The following is a 14,135-nucleotide window of genomic DNA, read 5'->3' on the forward strand; positions in this document are numbered from 1 at the left end:
CTGGGCGGGGTCAGATCCTGGCCACGCCAAGAGCTGGCCCGCCGCGGGCCGTCCTGGCTAATTTATCCGGGCTTTCTAGCCCTTCAGTACCTCGACCATGGTCGTACCGAGGCGTGCCGGCGACGGCGAGACGCGGATTCCTGCTGCTTCCATTGCAGCAATCTTGCTCTCCGCATCGCCTTTGCCGCCCGACACGATGGCACCGGCATGGCCCATCGTCCGGCCCGGAGGCGCGGTACGGCCTGCAATAAAGCCGACCATCGGCTTCTTGCGGCCTTTCTTGGCTTCGTCGATCAGGAACTGCGCGGCTTCTTCTTCCGCGCTGCCGCCGATCTCACCAATCATGATGATGGACTCGGTTTCATCGTCAGCAAGGAACATTTCGAGGATATCGATAAATTCCGTACCTTTGACCGGGTCGCCGCCGATTCCGACAGCGGATGTCTGTCCGAGGCCCACCTGGGTGGTCTGGAACACGGCTTCATAGGTCAGCGTGCCCGAACGCGAGACGACGCCGACAGAGCCTTTCTTGAAGATGGAGCCCGGCATGATGCCGATCTTGCACTCGTTGGCGGTGATGAGGCCCGGGCAGTTCGGACCGATCAGGCGCGACTTGGATTTCTCCAGTTTGGCCTTCACGCGAACCATGTCGAGCACCGGAACGCCTTCCGTGATGCAGACGATCAGCGGGATTTCGGCGTCGATGGCTTCTTCGATGGCAGCCGCTGCGCCGGCTGGCGGCACGTAGACCACGGAGGCGTCAGCGCCGGTCTTTTCCTTGCCTTCGGCAACGGACGAGAAGATCGGCAGTTCCTGGCCATTGTCGGCCTTCCACATTTCGCCGCCCTTCTTCGGGTGGATACCACCCACCATCTGGGTGCCGAAATAGGCCAGCGCCTGGTTGGTGTGGAACGAACCGGTGTTGCCGGTCATGCCCTGAGTGAGGATCTTGGTATTCTTGTCGATGAGAATGGACATATCTGGTCTCAGGCGCCTTTAACTGCGTTCACGATTTTCTGGGCGGCATCGTCGAGGTCGTCGGCCGAAATGACGTTCAGGCCGGACTCCGCGATGATCTTCTTGCCAAGGTCGACATTCGTGCCTTCGAGGCGAACGACCAGCGGAACCGCCAGATTGGTTTCTTTCACGGCTGCGATCACGCCTTCGGCGATCACGTCGCACTTCATGATGCCGCCGAAGATGTTCACGAGGATGCCCTTCACGTTCGGGTCCTTCATGATAATCTTGAAGGCAGCAGCCACTTTCTCCTTGCCGGCGCCGCCGCCGACGTCACAGAAATTGGCCGGCTCTTCGCCGTACAGCTTGATGATGTCCATCGTCGCCATGGCGAGGCCTGCGCCGTTGACCATGCAGCCGATGGTGCCGTCGAGGGCGATGTAGGCGAGGTCCCACTCGGAGGCTTCGATTTCCTTCTCGTCTTCCTCGGTCTTGTCGCGGAGGTCGACGATGTCCGGGTGGCGGAACAGGGCGTTGCCGTCGAAGGAGACCTTGGCGTCCAGGACGCGCAGGTGGCCGTCTTCCATGACGATCAGCGGGTTGACTTCGAGCAGGCTCATGTCCTTCTCGGTGAACGCCTTGTAGAGGATCGGGAACAGTTTCTTGCCGTCTTCAGCGGCCGCGCCGTCCAGCTTCAGCGCTTCGTTGAGCTTGGTAATGTCTGCATCTGTCACGCCGGTTTCCGGATCGATGCTGAGCGTCAGGATCTTCTCCGGCGTGTCGTGGGCCACCTGTTCGATGTCCATGCCGCCTTCGGTGGAGACCATGAAGGCGACGCGCGAGGTGCTGCGGTCAACCAGCATGGAGAGATAGAGTTCGCGATCGATGTCGGCGCCATCTTCGATGTAGAGACGGTTCACCTGCTTGCCGTCCGGCCCGGTCTGCGCGGTGACGAGATGCTTGCCGAGCATCTGCTCGGCGAATTTCTTCACGTCTTCCTTGCTGAATGCGAGGCGGACGCCGCCTTTTTCGCCGGCTTCCGGCTCCACGAACTTGCCTTTGCCGCGGCCGCCGGCGTGGATCTGCGATTTAACGACCCAGAGCGGTCCGGGAAGTGAGTCGACAGCTTTCTGGACATCGTCCAGAGACAGGACGGGCACGCCGTCCGCGACCGGCGCGCCGAAAGATTTCAGCACGGCTTTGGCCTGGTATTCGTGGATGTTCATTCTGCTCTTGCCTTGTTTGCCTGGTCCGCCCCGGCAGGGTCACTGCCCCAGCGTGGTGGGCCGCTATATAACAGGCCTGAGTGTCGCCGCAACCAGCTGGGTACTAAACTTTGGACTCAGTGTCCGCCTCAATGACCGCCGGGGAATCCGGGTCATCTTCCGGGGCTTCTTCCGAGCTGTCTTCCTCTGCGCTCTCCCCGGCCGGTTCCTGAGTGCGTTCAGACATGCGCGGATCGAGTTTGACGCTGGCCAGAGGCGTCGGCAGCACGGGGCTCCACTCCGCCAGCTTGTCCTCGATTGCGACCGGTTTGGAGCGCACGCGCATCACCATCACGACCGTCAGCACGATCAGCAGCAGGCCCGCCAGGCCGAACAGGCCGAACTCGCCATCCGCCCGCATGGCAAAGCCTGACAGGAGCGGCCCGATGATCGATCCTCCGGCCCAGACGAACAGCAGGCCGGACATGACCTGCGGAATCAGGACCTTGGGCGTCCGGTCGATCGCGTGCGCCACGCACAGGCTGTAGAAGGACAGCGCCCCGGCGCCCCAGAAGCCGAGGGCAATAATGACGGACATTTCGCTGAGGCGAGTGCCGAAAAATGCAATGAACAGGGCGGCCATTGCCGACATGGCGCCAAGGCCCGCGATCACGAGGCGGCGTTCGATTCGGTCAGACAGGCGCCCGGCGGGCCATTGCAGCAGCAGGCCGCCGGCCCACGCCGAGGCGCTGGCGATGGCGGCCGCGGCTGTGCCCCCTCCCCCGATCTCGAAGCCTTCGAAATAGATCGGCAGAAGCGACTGGGTACCTGTGTTCACCGTCCCAGCGATCAGCGCGCCCAGAACAGCGGCAGGTGCCAGCTGGTAGAGCGCCTTCAGCGGCATGGACCGGCGCTCTGGCACAGGCGGCTGTTCCTTGCGCGTCAGGCAGACCGGCACGAGGGCCAGCGACAGGAACAGCGCCGCCCAGGTGTAGGCCCGCGTGTCCAGCGGCGACAGGCCCGCCACAAAGAACGGACCGATCATCAGCGAGAGCTTTGCCCCGGTGTGGTAGATGCCCATCACATTTCCGCGAGACTTCTGCGGCACCGCGCTGCCGAGCCAGCTTTCGATGCTGGTGAAGCTGAAGGCGAGCGTCACGCCCATGATCACGCGGAGCGGCGCCCAGTAGACCGCATCATGCACCAGCGACAGCGACAGCACGCTCACCGCATTCATGGCAGAGGCCGCAGCGAACAGGCGGATATGGCCGAACGTCGCCAGCGCGCGTGGGGCAAGCCAGGCGCCGAGCATGAAGCCAGCTGCATAGAGTGCCGCGATCAGGCCGATCGCCTGGGGCGGCGTGCCCATCGCTTCGAGGCCAAGAGGTGTCAGCACGCTGATCAACCCGCCGGCGATCTGCAGGATCATCACGGCGATGATGAGGACAATCACGTTACGCGTGTCGGACATCGAGGGACTGAGAGGCATTCTGCCTACCTGAATTTGTCGGTTGTTTCCTCGACAGTTGAGCCGTCACTGGCATGAATTGCGAGCGTCACCGTACCCTCGGTCCAGTTAATATCCAGTGATCCGAAATTCTCTTTCGGATATCCCGCACCGATTTGGTTGGCATCCATTTCGTCGGTCGTGTCCCGGTAGGATTTGTTGAACGAGGACGCCGTCAGCTCATAGGCCGGGTAAGGCAGCAGGCCATCCGCCTTGTAGAGGAAACCCGTATGCCGGTCGCCGGACACGAACACGACGCCGTTTGCACCGGTCTCGTTGATCAGGCTGTAAAGCCGCGCGCGCTCCGCCGGCAGGCGCGACCACGCCTCCCAGCCATGTGCATCCGAAATCACCTGGATCGACGACACGATCAGGCGCAGGTCCGCCGGCTTCTGCAGCTCGTTCTCCAGCCAGGTCCACTGGTCATTGCCCAGCATGTCCTGATTGGGATCGCTGGATGGCATGTAGCGTTCCTTGCCCTTCACGCTGGCATCGTCGGTGTCGGTCAGGTCAGACCGGAAGAAACGCGTGTCCAGCATGATGATCTGGGTGCGCTGCCCTTCCGGGCCGAAGCTGCGGGAATAGTATGTGCCGGGCCAGGCACCGACATCCTTGTCAGCGAGCCCCCAGAAGCGTTCGTGGATCCGCTCCGACAGGCGCCGGAATGCGAAATGCTTGCCGCCATCATTCAGGCCGTAATCATGATCGTCCCAGGCCACCATCATCGGGTGCGCCTTGCGCACGGCCTGGAAGTCTCCGCGGGCTGCAAGGTCTGAAAAGCTCTCGCGCAGCTCCGTCAGGTCAGCATCCCCGGTGCGATAGGCATCGCCGTCCGTATCGCCATAGACATTGTCGCCGATCATCAGGAACAGGTCGGCTGGCATGGCGGCGACGGACCGAAGGGTCTGGTTGTCGCCCTTCTCTTCATTGAGACAGGAGCCGACCAGGATACGCGTCAGAGCCGTATCAGAAGGTGGCAGCGGCAGGCCTTCCGGCGCGACCGGGTAATAGTCATCCGGCAGTCCGCGATAGTACGCCTCCAGCGCATCTTCGGCACTCTGCGGTGCCCGCGTAATCCCCGGAATGGAAATCGGCCCCGGCGCCTGGCAGGCGGCGAGACCGATCAATGATGCCAATAGGGCTGCCCTCTTCATCTCCCGCTCTCTTTTCTGGCTACACCTTCGTGTAGCGGCCTTTCGGCGAAGCGGTAAGGGCCAACACCGTCACACTGCAAAGAAAATCGACCACAGCATGCGTCCCGGAAGGAAAGTGAACAAACCTGCGATCACCAAGCCTCCAACAAAGGCACCGGTCATGCCTTTGGCGTGTTTGCGGAAGTTACGGCGCCGCGCGGCAGCGACCGCCATCGGCAGGGTAATGACCGTCCAGGCGGAAATGCCATGGATGAAGCTGAAATTATGGCCGTTCAGCCCCGTGATGAAGAAAGAGCTGATCGCCGTCAGCGCCATCGCCGCCACCCAGGTATAGCCGAGCTTGCGATGCAAGCCCGACCCTTTCACCCCGCGCAGCAGCACGATGCCGACGATGAAGGCAATCACCGCGCCCAGCACGTGAAGCTTCACCACGAAGGCGGCCTCGATGAAGGGCGTGACATTGATCCGGAAGTGGACCGGCGGATTGCCGGCGGATTGGAGAATAAGCCAGCTGACGATCCCATAGGCGACAGGCGCGATTATCAGCATGACTGTGTTACCGCTGATCCGCTTGGGCAGGCCGCTACGGCGAAACGTCTGGGCAAGATCTGACATGGTCGTTTGTTCCTTTGTTGGGAGTGGCACGGACGGCTTACTGGAGTGTGACGGTCTGAACGGCGCCGGCTTCAGTCAGCTCGAAACGCGCCTGTTTGAACTTCGGCGGGCCCATGCGGGCCGAGGCATCATTGGAAAAGCCGAAGGGCTCGCTGGGGATGCCCAACAGGCCGAGGTTCAGCTCGCCATTGTCATTGATGTCCTGGTAGATCTTGATGCCATAGGCGCCCGGCGCGAGACCACTGAAGGCCAGCTCGGTCCCCTCCTGCACCGCCAGCAGCCCGCCGGCGACGTCATCATTCGTTTGCCAGCCATCGGCATCGAAGACAGCGACATGGAATGTGCCGGCGGCATCTTCCACACCCTCGATGCGAACCGTCAGGTCCGCAGCGGCGGCCTGTCCGACGATGCCTGCCGCAAGGCCCGCGGCGATGACGGAATTCAGAATGCGTTTCATGTTTTTCTCCTCGTTTGGATGCCGGGTCCGGTCTCGCTGACCGACTGTCCGGCTTTCGATGAGGAGAGATTGCGCAGTCCTTCCGGCCCGTGCCACGCCAACTACGCCGGGAGGCTGGAATCCTTCGCGAAATACGGCCAAAACGGTTCACGAAGCGCGAAATGCACAGGAGCGATCATGCCGGATTACCTGAAGAACCGTCTGCGGGATGCGGCGGTGATCCTTGGTATCGCGGCAATGCTCACCTTCTTCGGGGTGTACGATCAGGACTCGCCCGTCTGGGCCCGGTTCCTGATGTGGATCGTCACCTGCACGGTCGGCGTCACCACATCGACATTCGTCATCCCGGCCGTTTTCGATCGGGAACTGGTGGGCAAGCTGGTGCCGGTTCAGGCCGCCGCCACCGCTGCGATCATTTCCGTCCCGGTGCTGGCGTCGCTCTATCTCTATATGGGCGCCTACGGGACCTGGGTACCGCTGCCGCTGCTGCCGATGCAGTATCTTTATGTCTTCGCCATTTCCCTGACGCTGACCGTGGGCGGTCTCCTGATCAGCCGGGCGAGAGCACGCGCTGACACGGGCAGCAGGCATGTCCCGGCCGATGCGGCGCAGCGTTTCCTGGGCCGTCTGCCGGTGAAGTTCCGCCACGCCGAACTCTGGGCCATCTCATCGGAGGACCATTACCTGCGGGTCTACACGAATCTCGGGGAGGAGCTGATCCTGATGCGCCTCGCCGATGCGGTGCGGGAACTGGACGGCGCGCCCGGCGTGCAGGTGCACCGGTCCTGGTGGGTCGCGAAGGCGGGGATCAGCGATGCCCGGCGCGACAATGGCAAGCTGGTATTGGTCCTGAAAAACGGAACCGACGTGCCAGTGTCGAGGACCTATCAGACCGCCGCGAAAGACGCCGGACTCGCCTAGACGTCTCGCCCCGTCCTTGTCTCTCTGGCCTAATCTTTTCTGAGGGGCGGGCGGACATTGCCCATGCCCTTCACCTTGTTGCAGCGCGCATGCGCCAGCTGAAGGTTTTCGGCCGAATCCGGCCCGCCGCGGGCGACGGCGATGATATGGTCATAGGTCGGCCGCTGGTGTTTCCAGACCGTCGAATGGGCGACGTCGAACCGATTGGACGGCATCGACTCCCCGCACAGCGCGCAGCGCCCGTCCTGGGCTTCCCACAAGGCCTTGAACAGGGGTGTCTCGGTCGGGGCGTAAGGCTGGCTCATCCGACGACCGGCACCGGCAGACCCCGGCGTGCGCAGGCGGCCTGCAGCGTGTTCACCAGCAGGCAGGCCCGCGTCATCAGGCCCACGCCGCCGGGCACCGGCGTGATGTAACCGGCGACTTCGGCGCAGCTGTCATAGTCCGCATCGCCGACGAGGCGGGTCTTGCCCTCCCCCTTTTCCGGGGCGTCGATCCGGTTGATGCCGACATCGATCACCATGGCGCCGGGCTTCAGCCAGTCGCCTTTGACCATTTGCGGCCGGCCCACGGCGGGCACCAGAATGTCGGCCTCGCGGCAGACGGCAGCCAGGTCCTTCGTGCGCGAATGGGCGATGGTGACGGTGCAGTTCTCAGCCAGGAACAGCAGCGCCGCAGGCTTGCCGACCAGAATCGAGCGGCCGATCACCACGACATGTTTGCCGGACAGGTTGTCGCCAAGCGCGCGCTTCGCCATGATGACACAGCCAGACGGCGTGCACGAGCGCAGGCCCGGCTTGCCGAGCGACAGGCGCCCGGCGGAGACTTCGGTCAGGCCGTCGACATCCTTGGACGGGTCGATCCGCTCGATCGCCGCGTCTGCATCGAGCCCCTTCGGCAGCGGCAGCTGAAGCAGGATCCCGTCGACGGAATCATCCGCGTTGAGGCCGGCGATCAGGTCCTCGACCTCCGTCTGGGACGCTGTGGCCGGCAGGCGGTGATGGACGGAGACCATGCCGGCCTCCTCGGTATCCTTCAGCTTGCCGCGGACATAGACTTCGCTGGCCGGGTCTTCGCCGACCAGGATCACCGCGAGACACGGCTTCACCGGCAGCTTCGCCACTTCGGCAGCCACCTTTGCGCGCACATCGGCGGCGACGTCTTTCCCACTGATCCGGATGGCGGTCATGTCTCATCCCCGCTTAAGCGAGCCGCAAGCTCCGGCGGCCCATCGATTTCGAGGCCTTTTAGCCGAGTCTTGCCGCCTGTCACGACTCTGACCGCAGACTTGGGCACGCCAAGCCACTTGGCGACCAATTTCTGGACAGCGCTATTCGCCTTGCCGTCCTCTGGCACCGCGCGCACTCTGACTTTCAGGAATTTCCGCCCGGCATCATCTTGCCCCCAGTCCTCGATCCGGTCGGCCGAGGCCTTGGGCTGGACGCGGACGGTGAGGCGATGCTGCAACCCGGCCTCAGTATCCGAGGGATGGCCGGAACATGCCGATGATCACCGGCAGCAGCCAGTCGCGCGTGAACAGGATGCCAAGCGCGAGCAGGAAGACCGACAGGTCCAGCTGGCCGAGCGGCGGCACATAGCGCTGGATCGGGCGCAGCAGCGGCAGCATCACACTGTCCAGCACGTACTGGATCTGCCGCACGGTCGGGTTCCGCATCGACAGCACGCCGCCGACGACCAGCCAGCTCATGATCACATAGGCGAAGATCAGGAACAGCAGCAGCGTCAGGATCGGGTTCAGGAAGTACGAGTAGATCGCCACAAGAAGGGAATGCATGCGCGGGGGTCCGTGGTTTCAGCCGGGGTTTCAGCCAGGGTTTGTTCGTCCTTAAACTGGTGTGCCCCACCCCGGCAAGCCAGCTCCCTGTCGCAGGGAAATGGTTTGGCAAGCTGCGCGGAGCGTTCTAGCGTTGCCCGGTTGGGGTGCGGTTCAAAGGGAGGCAGTGGCAGCGGGTGACGGAAAGCATGGACTCCGATACCCCCCTGTTGCCGCTGACCCGGTTCCAGAAAATGATGATTGCGCTGGGCACCGTGTCGATGGGCGCGGGCATGACGATCAATTTCGTGGTCGTCGCCCCCCTCGCCCGCGAGGCCGGCCTCACCGAAATCGAGATCGCGGGCATCCTGACCTTTTCATCGGTCCTCTACACGATCTTCACGCCCATCTGGGGCCGCATCGCCGACCGGGTCGGACGCAAGCGCGTCATGATCTTCTCGCTGACGGCCATGGGGCTCGCCAACATGGCCTTCCTTTTTGCGCTGAGCGCAGCGCTGGCGGGGCTCGTCACAGGCATCGCCGCCTTCCTGCTGCTCGCCTTTGTGCGCACCCTGTTCGGCTTTCTCGCCCCCGGTCTGCAGCCTGCGGCAATGGCGGCCATGACCGATGCCACCACGCCCGCGACCCGCGCGGGTGGCCTGGGCATGCTGGGCGCCGCGATGAGCCTCGGCTCAATCCTCGGCCCGGCAGGCGCCGCGGTCCTCGCCCGGATCGGGGCGCTGGCCCCGCTCTGGGGCACGATCGTTTTCAACCTCGCCGTCGCGGTCCTCATCGCGGTGGCGCTGCCGCCAACCCGGCCCCTGCCGCACCATCACAAGCGCCCGCCGCCGCTGTCGATGCGCGATCCGCGTGTTTTCCCGCACCTCGCCTTCCTGTTCGTCTATTTCGTCGCCGTCGGCATGATCCAGCAGACCATCGGCTGGTTCATCGCAGACCGGTACGAGTTTACCGACACCGCCGCACAGACCGCCAAACAGGCCGTCGTGCTCTATACAGGCCTCACCATGGCCTGCACCTCGGTCGCCATCATCATCGTGCAGTTCGGCTATGTCTCCCGGCGCAGCCCGGACCCGCGCCGCATCCTGCCGATCGGCCTTGGCCTGCTGGCTGTTGGTTATCTTTCCGCTGACCTGTTCCATCCCTTCTGGATGGTGATGGTCAGCTTCGTGATCGTCGGCATCGGCGCGGCGCTGGCCGTGCCGTCAGCCAATGCGCTGGGCAGTCTGTCCGTGGGCCGATCCGAACAGGCGGGCGCGGCGGCCTTGCTCGCCTCCGCCCCGCCAGCCGGATTTGTCGTCGGCCCCCTGCTCGGATCGGTCCTCTACATGACCAACCCCAGCTTGCCCTTCATGGCGTCCGCTGCCGTGTTCTGTATACTGAGCGCCTATGCCCTGCTGGTCACCGGCAAGCAGCCGCTCGGCTCAGGCTGACATGCTGGAATAGTAGACGTTCAGCTTGTTGCCATCGAGATCACGGAAATAGCCGGCATAGAAAGTCTCAAACCGCTGGCCCGGGGCGCCTTCATCACTCGCGCCATTGGCCATGGCGATCTCGTAGATCCGGTCGACCTGTTCCTTACTGGCCGCTTCAATCGCCACCATCGTGCCGTTGCCAACCGAGGCCGGGTCCTGATCCCATGGATAGGTCAGGCTGAAATCGGCCTTGCTGCCCGGCTTGCCCCAGACGATCAGCTGCTTGTCTTCCATCAGCCGCTTGGCGCCCAGTTCCTCCGCGATGGCATCATAGAACTTCGCGCCGCGCGCGAGGTCTTTCGTGCCGAGCATTACATATCCGATCATGAGTCAGCCTCCTTGTTTGAGTGCCGGAACATAACGGGAACAATTTTTTCGGCAAGCGCAAAAAAACGTGAAGCGGCTATTTCGGAACCTGCGAAGGTTTCACGGATTGATTCATGTGAAGCAACCCGAAAGGAAACCGCCATGACCAATCGGACAGCCATCTCCCTACTGATTTACGGGATGGTGCAGGGCGTCCTGTTCGGCGCAGGTATCCTGGCCGTTGTCTACATTCCGGTCCTGAAAGCCCATGCAGCCCTGTCCATTCCAATCGTCATCGCCGCCAGCATCGCGGCGGCCATTCCCCTGTCGTGGAAGATCGCGCCGCTGATGCGCGCACGCCACCAGCGGCGCATGGCGCGCCACCGGGAGCCTGCGGGCACCTGACGCGTTACATAGCCGAGATGCCGCCATCCACCTTCAGCTCGATGCCGGTGACGAGCTTCGACTCGTCCGAGGCGAGATAGAGCACGGCATAGGCAATGTCGTCCGGCTCGCCGACCTTGCCGAGCGGGATCTGGCGGCCGAGCTTCGCGAGGGCTTCTTCCTCGCCGAACATTTCCTTGGTGCGGTCCAGGATCGGCGTGTTGATGAAGACCGGGTGCACCGAATTGCAGCGGATCTGGCCGCCGGTCTTGGCACAGTGCAGCGCGATCGATTTCGAAATGTGCCGCACCGCCGCCTTGGCCGTGTTGTAGGAGACATAGTTCCCGCTGGCGATGATGCCCGCGATGGACGAGATGTTGACGATCGAGCCGAGGCCGTGATCGCGCATCAGCGGGATCGCATATTTGCAGCCAAGGAAGATCGAATCCACGTCCACGGTCTGGACGTGCTTGAAAGTCTCATAATTCTCGTCCTCGACGGAGCCGAGCGAGCCGATACCGGCATTGTTGACAAGCACATTCAGGCCGCCCATCGCGTCATGGGCGGATTTCAGCACTTCCTGCCAGCGGTCGCCATCGGTCACGTCGTGCTGCCAGGCGAAGGCCGTGCCAGCGCCATGGGCTTCGTTGATGGAGGCGGCGACGGCCTCGGCGCCAGCGCCATTGATATCGGTCACAGTGACCTTGGCGCCTTCGCGCGCGAACATGCGGGCGGTCGCTTCGCCCAGCCCCTGCGCGCCGCCGGTGATGAACGCCATTTTGCCTGAAACCCGTCCCATGCCGGTATCCTCCTGTTTTTTCAATGGCTGCAGCTAACAGGTCGCGGGCGGCCCCGCCAAGATGCTCTTTAGGGAAAGCTGTAGGCTCAGTCGGAAAAAAGCAGCGCGCGGATCAGCATGCTGCTGAACAAAGTCTGGTCTGACAGCGAGTCCTTCGGCAGGGTCCAGTGCCGCAGGCTCAGCCGGTCCTCGCTGGCTCCATCATCGGCCAGGATCACCGGGCCTGCATAGCCGCCGCAAAGCACCAACGCCTGCTGCAGGCTCGCGCCCTCATGCGCAACCACGACCAGGCTTGCCGGCGGCAGCGTGGCGGGATCATGTTTCCCATCCGCCGCGATCCTCCAGCGCAGGCTGTGGCCGACAGACAGCAGCGATGTCTCGATCACGCCGCAAACGCGATCATCGCCGCCGATCAGGCCGAGCCGGGTCGGAAACCGGTCTGCATAGACCAGGCGGGCCCGCGCCAGAATCGCCTTCACCTCACCCCGGCTGAGACCGGTGATCTGCGCCGCTTCGCGGGCGCTGAAGCGCTCGACAACGCAAAGCAGGATGACCCGCCGCTGCAGCGGGCTCAGCGACTGCCAGCGCCCGAGTTCGGCGAACAGGGAGTCGGTGGCGGGCGGCGACTTCTGCAGCGTCGCGTCGAGTTTCTGGAACAGCGCGATGAGGTTTTCGGTTTCCGCAGTCGACACATCCGTCAGCACATGGGACAGCGCCTTGGACACGACCCCGTCGCCCAGCCCCTCGCTGCCGCAAGAGAAGGCTGCATACCGGCGAAGGCGGTCCAGATTGGTTTCGTAAGCCTGTGCCCAAATCATACTTAACTCTAACGGGCAGATCTGCTCCCGTATGCCCCCTGACCAAGGGACATTTATCGTAACTCTTATTCCTCAAGAGAAATTATAGCACAAATATGCAATTTTTGATAGTAAACCCACCTTCACCTTGACGGGAAGCTGCTGCCGCGGCGCGAATCGCCCCGCGTGGCAACAGCGGCCGAAAAATATGAAAATTTGTTAGGTCGCGATAAGACTAGCGGAAACGCGCCGCCAGCGCGTCCATATAGCCGGCAAGTTCCAGGTCGCGCGTCGTTACGCCGTCGGCGTCATGCGTCGTCAGCACGACTTCAACCTTGTTGTAGACATTGAACCATTCCGGATGGTGATCCATCTGCTCGGCCTTCAGGGCGGTAGCTGTCATGAAGGCGAAGGCCTGCTTGAAATCGTCGAAGCGGAACGTCTTGGTGATCTCGTCACGCTCGCCCTCCCCTTTCGTCCAGCCCTTGAGCGCCACCAGGGCCGCGTCGGCACCGATCGTCTTCGTCATCATCTATTCCTCCGCTTCCTGGCCGAGCACGAAATACACCCACTCGCCCTCCTCGGTGATCGCAGTACGCATGCCGGGAAAGCCCTTGCCTGCGCGGATCTCCGCGATCCCGTCCTCGCCGACGAGATCCTGCAGCCGCTTGCGGTCCCGGAAAGAGAGCTTTTCCGGGATCAGGTCCTCGGCATTCTTCGCGGCCAGGTCCGGCCAGACATACCATTTCACGCCATCGACCTCACGCACGCCAACCGGCAGCTCCATCAGCGTCCGCAGCTTGCGGTTCGGGTCCACGCCGATCCGGCGCATCAGGTCCCAGTATTCGCGGTGCCCCTCGCCGCCGAGGTTCGAGACAAAGCCCGGATTCTCCCGCGCCAGCCGCGACAGGCCGGACAGCGAGCCCCGCTGTGCATATTTCAGCATCTCGTCGCGCGTCGCGGCCACGGCGTCCGGAATGACCACCGGCTCCGGCGCCTGCGGATCCTGCGACAGCGACTCCGGCGGATAGACCGGTTCTGCCGGGGCGGGCGAACACGCTGCAAACCCCACGGCCAGGCCAGCCGCCAGAAGCGCGTTACGCGCGTTAGACCACTGCATATCCCGTCGCCGATTTCAGATCTTCGAGCAGCTGGTCTTCGCCCAGCACCTTGATCGTGGTCATGCCCATGGCGCGGGCCGGTTTCAGGTTGATGCCGAGATCGTCGAGATAGACGCAGTCGGCCGGGTCGACATCCAGCGCCTCGCACATCAGGGCGTAGATCCGCGGATCAGGCTTGCGGATGCCGATCTTAGAACTTTCGATCAGATGGTCGAACTGGTCGAACACATGCGCGAGCTCTGCGGCCTTCTTCTCGTCATTCGTCATCGAGGCGCCCTTCCCGATGGGCGCATTGTTGGTGATACAGCCGACCTTGCCGTGCGACTTGCAGACTTTCAGCGCTTTCACGACGCGCGGGCGCAGCGAACCGGACAGCAGCTTCAGCACGTCGGCGCCCGGCACTTCATGGCCGAGGGCTTTTGATTCTGCACGGAACAAGCCGTCGAACTCCTCGCCACTGACCTTGCTCTGCTCGAGCTTGGCCCAGGCATTGTCCAGCGGATTGGTGGCGTTGACGGTGCGGATGAAGTCTTTGGGGAGTCCCTGCTCGGCTTCATAGCGGGCGAAAGCATCGAAGGGTGAGGAGGTAAAAACGCCCCCGAAATCCCAGATTACGGCCTTGAAAATCTTTGTCATGCGAGACGT

The 14,135-nt window shown here is 63.0% G+C and carries 19 protein-coding genes; 3 read left to right on the top strand and 16 right to left on the bottom strand.

Annotation, left to right across the window (positions count from 1 at the left end; all coding sequences use genetic code 11):
• Positions 1-75: 75 nt before the first annotated feature.
• From sucD to HY17_RS20320, 6 genes are all read right to left on the bottom strand, one after another.
• Positions 76-978: a succinate--CoA ligase subunit alpha gene (sucD, locus tag HY17_RS18535; RefSeq protein ID WP_034769488.1), complete on the bottom strand. Its 903-nt coding sequence runs from the start codon at positions 976-978 to the stop codon at positions 76-78.
• A gap of 8 nt (positions 979-986) precedes the next feature.
• The gene (gene sucC, locus HY17_RS18540; RefSeq protein ID WP_034769490.1) at positions 987-2,183 is read right to left on the bottom strand and encodes an ADP-forming succinate--CoA ligase subunit beta; all 1,197 of its coding nucleotides are present in this window, start codon (positions 2,181-2,183) and stop codon (positions 987-989) included.
• Positions 2,184-2,286: 103 nt separating this feature from the next.
• Positions 2,287-3,651, bottom strand: a complete 1,365-nt coding sequence (locus tag HY17_RS18545) for an MFS transporter (protein ID WP_081813230.1) — start codon at positions 3,649-3,651, stop codon at positions 2,287-2,289.
• 5 nt (positions 3,652-3,656) lie between these two features.
• Positions 3,657-4,823: an alkaline phosphatase D family protein gene (locus HY17_RS18550; RefSeq protein ID WP_034769494.1), complete on the bottom strand. Its 1,167-nt coding sequence runs from the start codon at positions 4,821-4,823 to the stop codon at positions 3,657-3,659.
• Between the two features lie 69 nt (positions 4,824-4,892).
• Positions 4,893-5,438, bottom strand: coding sequence for a DUF2306 domain-containing protein (locus HY17_RS18555; RefSeq protein WP_233348869.1), 546 nt, complete (start codon positions 5,436-5,438; stop codon positions 4,893-4,895).
• A 37-nt stretch (positions 5,439-5,475) separates the two neighbouring features.
• Positions 5,476-5,895 (bottom strand): DUF2141 domain-containing protein, encoded by a 420-nt coding sequence (locus HY17_RS20320; RefSeq protein ID WP_051600319.1) that lies wholly within the window; start codon positions 5,893-5,895, stop codon positions 5,476-5,478.
• Positions 5,896-6,072: 177 nt separating this feature from the next.
• Here HY17_RS20320 and HY17_RS20325 point away from each other — a divergent pair, with 177 nt between their 5' ends.
• The gene (locus HY17_RS20325) at positions 6,073-6,816 is read left to right on the top strand and encodes a LytTR family DNA-binding domain-containing protein (protein WP_155843674.1); all 744 of its coding nucleotides are present in this window, start codon (positions 6,073-6,075) and stop codon (positions 6,814-6,816) included.
• A 29-nt stretch (positions 6,817-6,845) separates the two neighbouring features.
• Here the strand turns inward: HY17_RS20325 and HY17_RS18570 are convergent, their stop codons facing one another.
• From HY17_RS18570 to HY17_RS18585, 4 genes are read right to left on the bottom strand one after another with little or no spacing between them, the layout of a single operon-like run.
• Positions 6,846-7,121: an HNH endonuclease gene (locus HY17_RS18570; RefSeq protein WP_051600321.1), complete on the bottom strand. Its 276-nt coding sequence runs from the start codon at positions 7,119-7,121 to the stop codon at positions 6,846-6,848.
• Positions 7,118-8,005 carry a bifunctional methylenetetrahydrofolate dehydrogenase/methenyltetrahydrofolate cyclohydrolase FolD gene (folD, locus tag HY17_RS18575; RefSeq protein WP_034769497.1) on the bottom strand — a complete coding sequence of 296 codons (888 nt, stop codon included), beginning with the start codon at positions 8,003-8,005 and terminating at the stop codon, positions 7,118-7,120. The genes HY17_RS18570 and folD overlap by 4 nt, the downstream gene beginning before the upstream one ends.
• Complete coding sequence (locus tag HY17_RS18580; RefSeq protein WP_034769499.1) at positions 8,002-8,283, bottom strand: DUF167 family protein; 282 nt, start codon at positions 8,281-8,283, stop codon at positions 8,002-8,004. Before HY17_RS18580 ends, folD begins: the two co-directional genes overlap by 4 nt.
• Before the next feature lie 7 nt (positions 8,284-8,290).
• Complete coding sequence (locus HY17_RS18585) at positions 8,291-8,611, bottom strand: YggT family protein (RefSeq protein ID WP_034769501.1); 321 nt, start codon at positions 8,609-8,611, stop codon at positions 8,291-8,293.
• 188 nt (positions 8,612-8,799) lie between these two features.
• Between HY17_RS18585 and HY17_RS18590 the strand changes: the two genes are divergently transcribed.
• Complete coding sequence (locus tag HY17_RS18590) at positions 8,800-10,041, top strand: MFS transporter (protein ID WP_233348870.1); 1,242 nt, start codon at positions 8,800-8,802, stop codon at positions 10,039-10,041.
• Here HY17_RS18590 and HY17_RS18595 read toward each other — a convergent pair.
• Positions 10,033-10,410, bottom strand: coding sequence for a VOC family protein (locus tag HY17_RS18595; protein ID WP_034769503.1), 378 nt, complete (start codon positions 10,408-10,410; stop codon positions 10,033-10,035). The two genes, HY17_RS18590 and HY17_RS18595, sit on opposite strands and share 9 nt — an antisense overlap.
• A gap of 141 nt (positions 10,411-10,551) precedes the next feature.
• Between HY17_RS18595 and HY17_RS18600 the strand changes: the two genes are divergently transcribed.
• The gene (locus tag HY17_RS18600) at positions 10,552-10,794 is read left to right on the top strand and encodes a hypothetical protein (RefSeq protein ID WP_034769504.1); all 243 of its coding nucleotides are present in this window, start codon (positions 10,552-10,554) and stop codon (positions 10,792-10,794) included.
• Positions 10,795-10,798: 4 nt separating this feature from the next.
• Here the strand turns inward: HY17_RS18600 and HY17_RS18605 are convergent, their stop codons facing one another.
• From HY17_RS18605 to HY17_RS18625, 5 genes are all read right to left on the bottom strand, one after another.
• The gene (locus HY17_RS18605; RefSeq protein WP_034769505.1) at positions 10,799-11,572 is read right to left on the bottom strand and encodes an SDR family oxidoreductase; all 774 of its coding nucleotides are present in this window, start codon (positions 11,570-11,572) and stop codon (positions 10,799-10,801) included.
• Positions 11,573-11,658: 86 nt separating this feature from the next.
• The gene (locus tag HY17_RS18610; protein ID WP_034769506.1) at positions 11,659-12,390 is read right to left on the bottom strand and encodes a sigma factor-like helix-turn-helix DNA-binding protein; all 732 of its coding nucleotides are present in this window, start codon (positions 12,388-12,390) and stop codon (positions 11,659-11,661) included.
• Positions 12,391-12,604: 214 nt separating this feature from the next.
• Positions 12,605-12,901: a 4a-hydroxytetrahydrobiopterin dehydratase gene (locus HY17_RS18615; protein WP_255342780.1), complete on the bottom strand. Its 297-nt coding sequence runs from the start codon at positions 12,899-12,901 to the stop codon at positions 12,605-12,607.
• On the bottom strand, positions 12,902-13,489 hold the full coding sequence (locus HY17_RS18620; protein WP_034769507.1) for a hypothetical protein: 588 nt from the start codon (positions 13,487-13,489) through the stop codon (positions 12,902-12,904).
• Positions 13,476-14,126, bottom strand: coding sequence for an HAD-IA family hydrolase (locus HY17_RS18625; RefSeq protein ID WP_034769508.1), 651 nt, complete (start codon positions 14,124-14,126; stop codon positions 13,476-13,478). Before HY17_RS18625 ends, HY17_RS18620 begins: the two co-directional genes overlap by 14 nt.
• Between the last annotated feature and the right edge of the window lie 9 nt (positions 14,127-14,135).

The sequence above is a fragment of the Hyphomonas sp. CY54-11-8 genome, from assembly GCF_000682735.1.
GTDB lineage: Bacteria > Pseudomonadota > Alphaproteobacteria > Caulobacterales > Hyphomonadaceae > Hyphomonas.

Coding starts and splice junctions, on each gene's coding strand:
- sucC (WP_034769490.1), bottom strand. CDS start 2,183: ATGAACATCCACGAATACCAGGCCAAAGCCGTGCTGAAATCTTTCGGC.
- HY17_RS18605 (WP_034769505.1), bottom strand. CDS start 11,572: ATGGGACGGGTTTCAGGCAAAATGGCGTTCATCACCGGCGGCGCGCAG.
- HY17_RS18600 (WP_034769504.1), top strand. CDS start 10,552: ATGACCAATCGGACAGCCATCTCCCTACTGATTTACGGGATGGTGCAG.
- HY17_RS18620 (WP_034769507.1), bottom strand. CDS start 13,489: ATGCAGTGGTCTAACGCGCGTAACGCGCTTCTGGCGGCTGGCCTGGCC.
- HY17_RS20320 (WP_051600319.1), bottom strand. CDS start 5,895: ATGAAACGCATTCTGAATTCCGTCATCGCCGCGGGCCTTGCGGCAGGC.
- HY17_RS18610 (WP_034769506.1), bottom strand. CDS start 12,390: ATGATTTGGGCACAGGCTTACGAAACCAATCTGGACCGCCTTCGCCGG.
- HY17_RS18615 (WP_255342780.1), bottom strand. CDS start 12,901: ATGATGACGAAGACGATCGGTGCCGACGCGGCCCTGGTGGCGCTCAAG.
- HY17_RS18570 (WP_051600321.1), bottom strand. CDS start 7,121: ATGAGCCAGCCTTACGCCCCGACCGAGACACCCCTGTTCAAGGCCTTG.
- folD (WP_034769497.1), bottom strand. CDS start 8,005: ATGACCGCCATCCGGATCAGTGGGAAAGACGTCGCCGCCGATGTGCGC.
- HY17_RS18585 (WP_034769501.1), bottom strand. CDS start 8,611: ATGCATTCCCTTCTTGTGGCGATCTACTCGTACTTCCTGAACCCGATC.
- HY17_RS18590 (WP_233348870.1), top strand. CDS start 8,800: ATGGACTCCGATACCCCCCTGTTGCCGCTGACCCGGTTCCAGAAAATG.
- sucD (WP_034769488.1), bottom strand. CDS start 978: ATGTCCATTCTCATCGACAAGAATACCAAGATCCTCACTCAGGGCATG.
- HY17_RS18625 (WP_034769508.1), bottom strand. CDS start 14,126: ATGACAAAGATTTTCAAGGCCGTAATCTGGGATTTCGGGGGCGTTTTT.
- HY17_RS18545 (WP_081813230.1), bottom strand. CDS start 3,651: ATGCCTCTCAGTCCCTCGATGTCCGACACGCGTAACGTGATTGTCCTC.
- HY17_RS20325 (WP_155843674.1), top strand. CDS start 6,073: ATGCCGGATTACCTGAAGAACCGTCTGCGGGATGCGGCGGTGATCCTT.
- HY17_RS18550 (WP_034769494.1), bottom strand. CDS start 4,823: ATGAAGAGGGCAGCCCTATTGGCATCATTGATCGGTCTCGCCGCCTGC.
- HY17_RS18595 (WP_034769503.1), bottom strand. CDS start 10,410: ATGATCGGATATGTAATGCTCGGCACGAAAGACCTCGCGCGCGGCGCG.
- HY17_RS18555 (WP_233348869.1), bottom strand. CDS start 5,438: ATGTCAGATCTTGCCCAGACGTTTCGCCGTAGCGGCCTGCCCAAGCGG.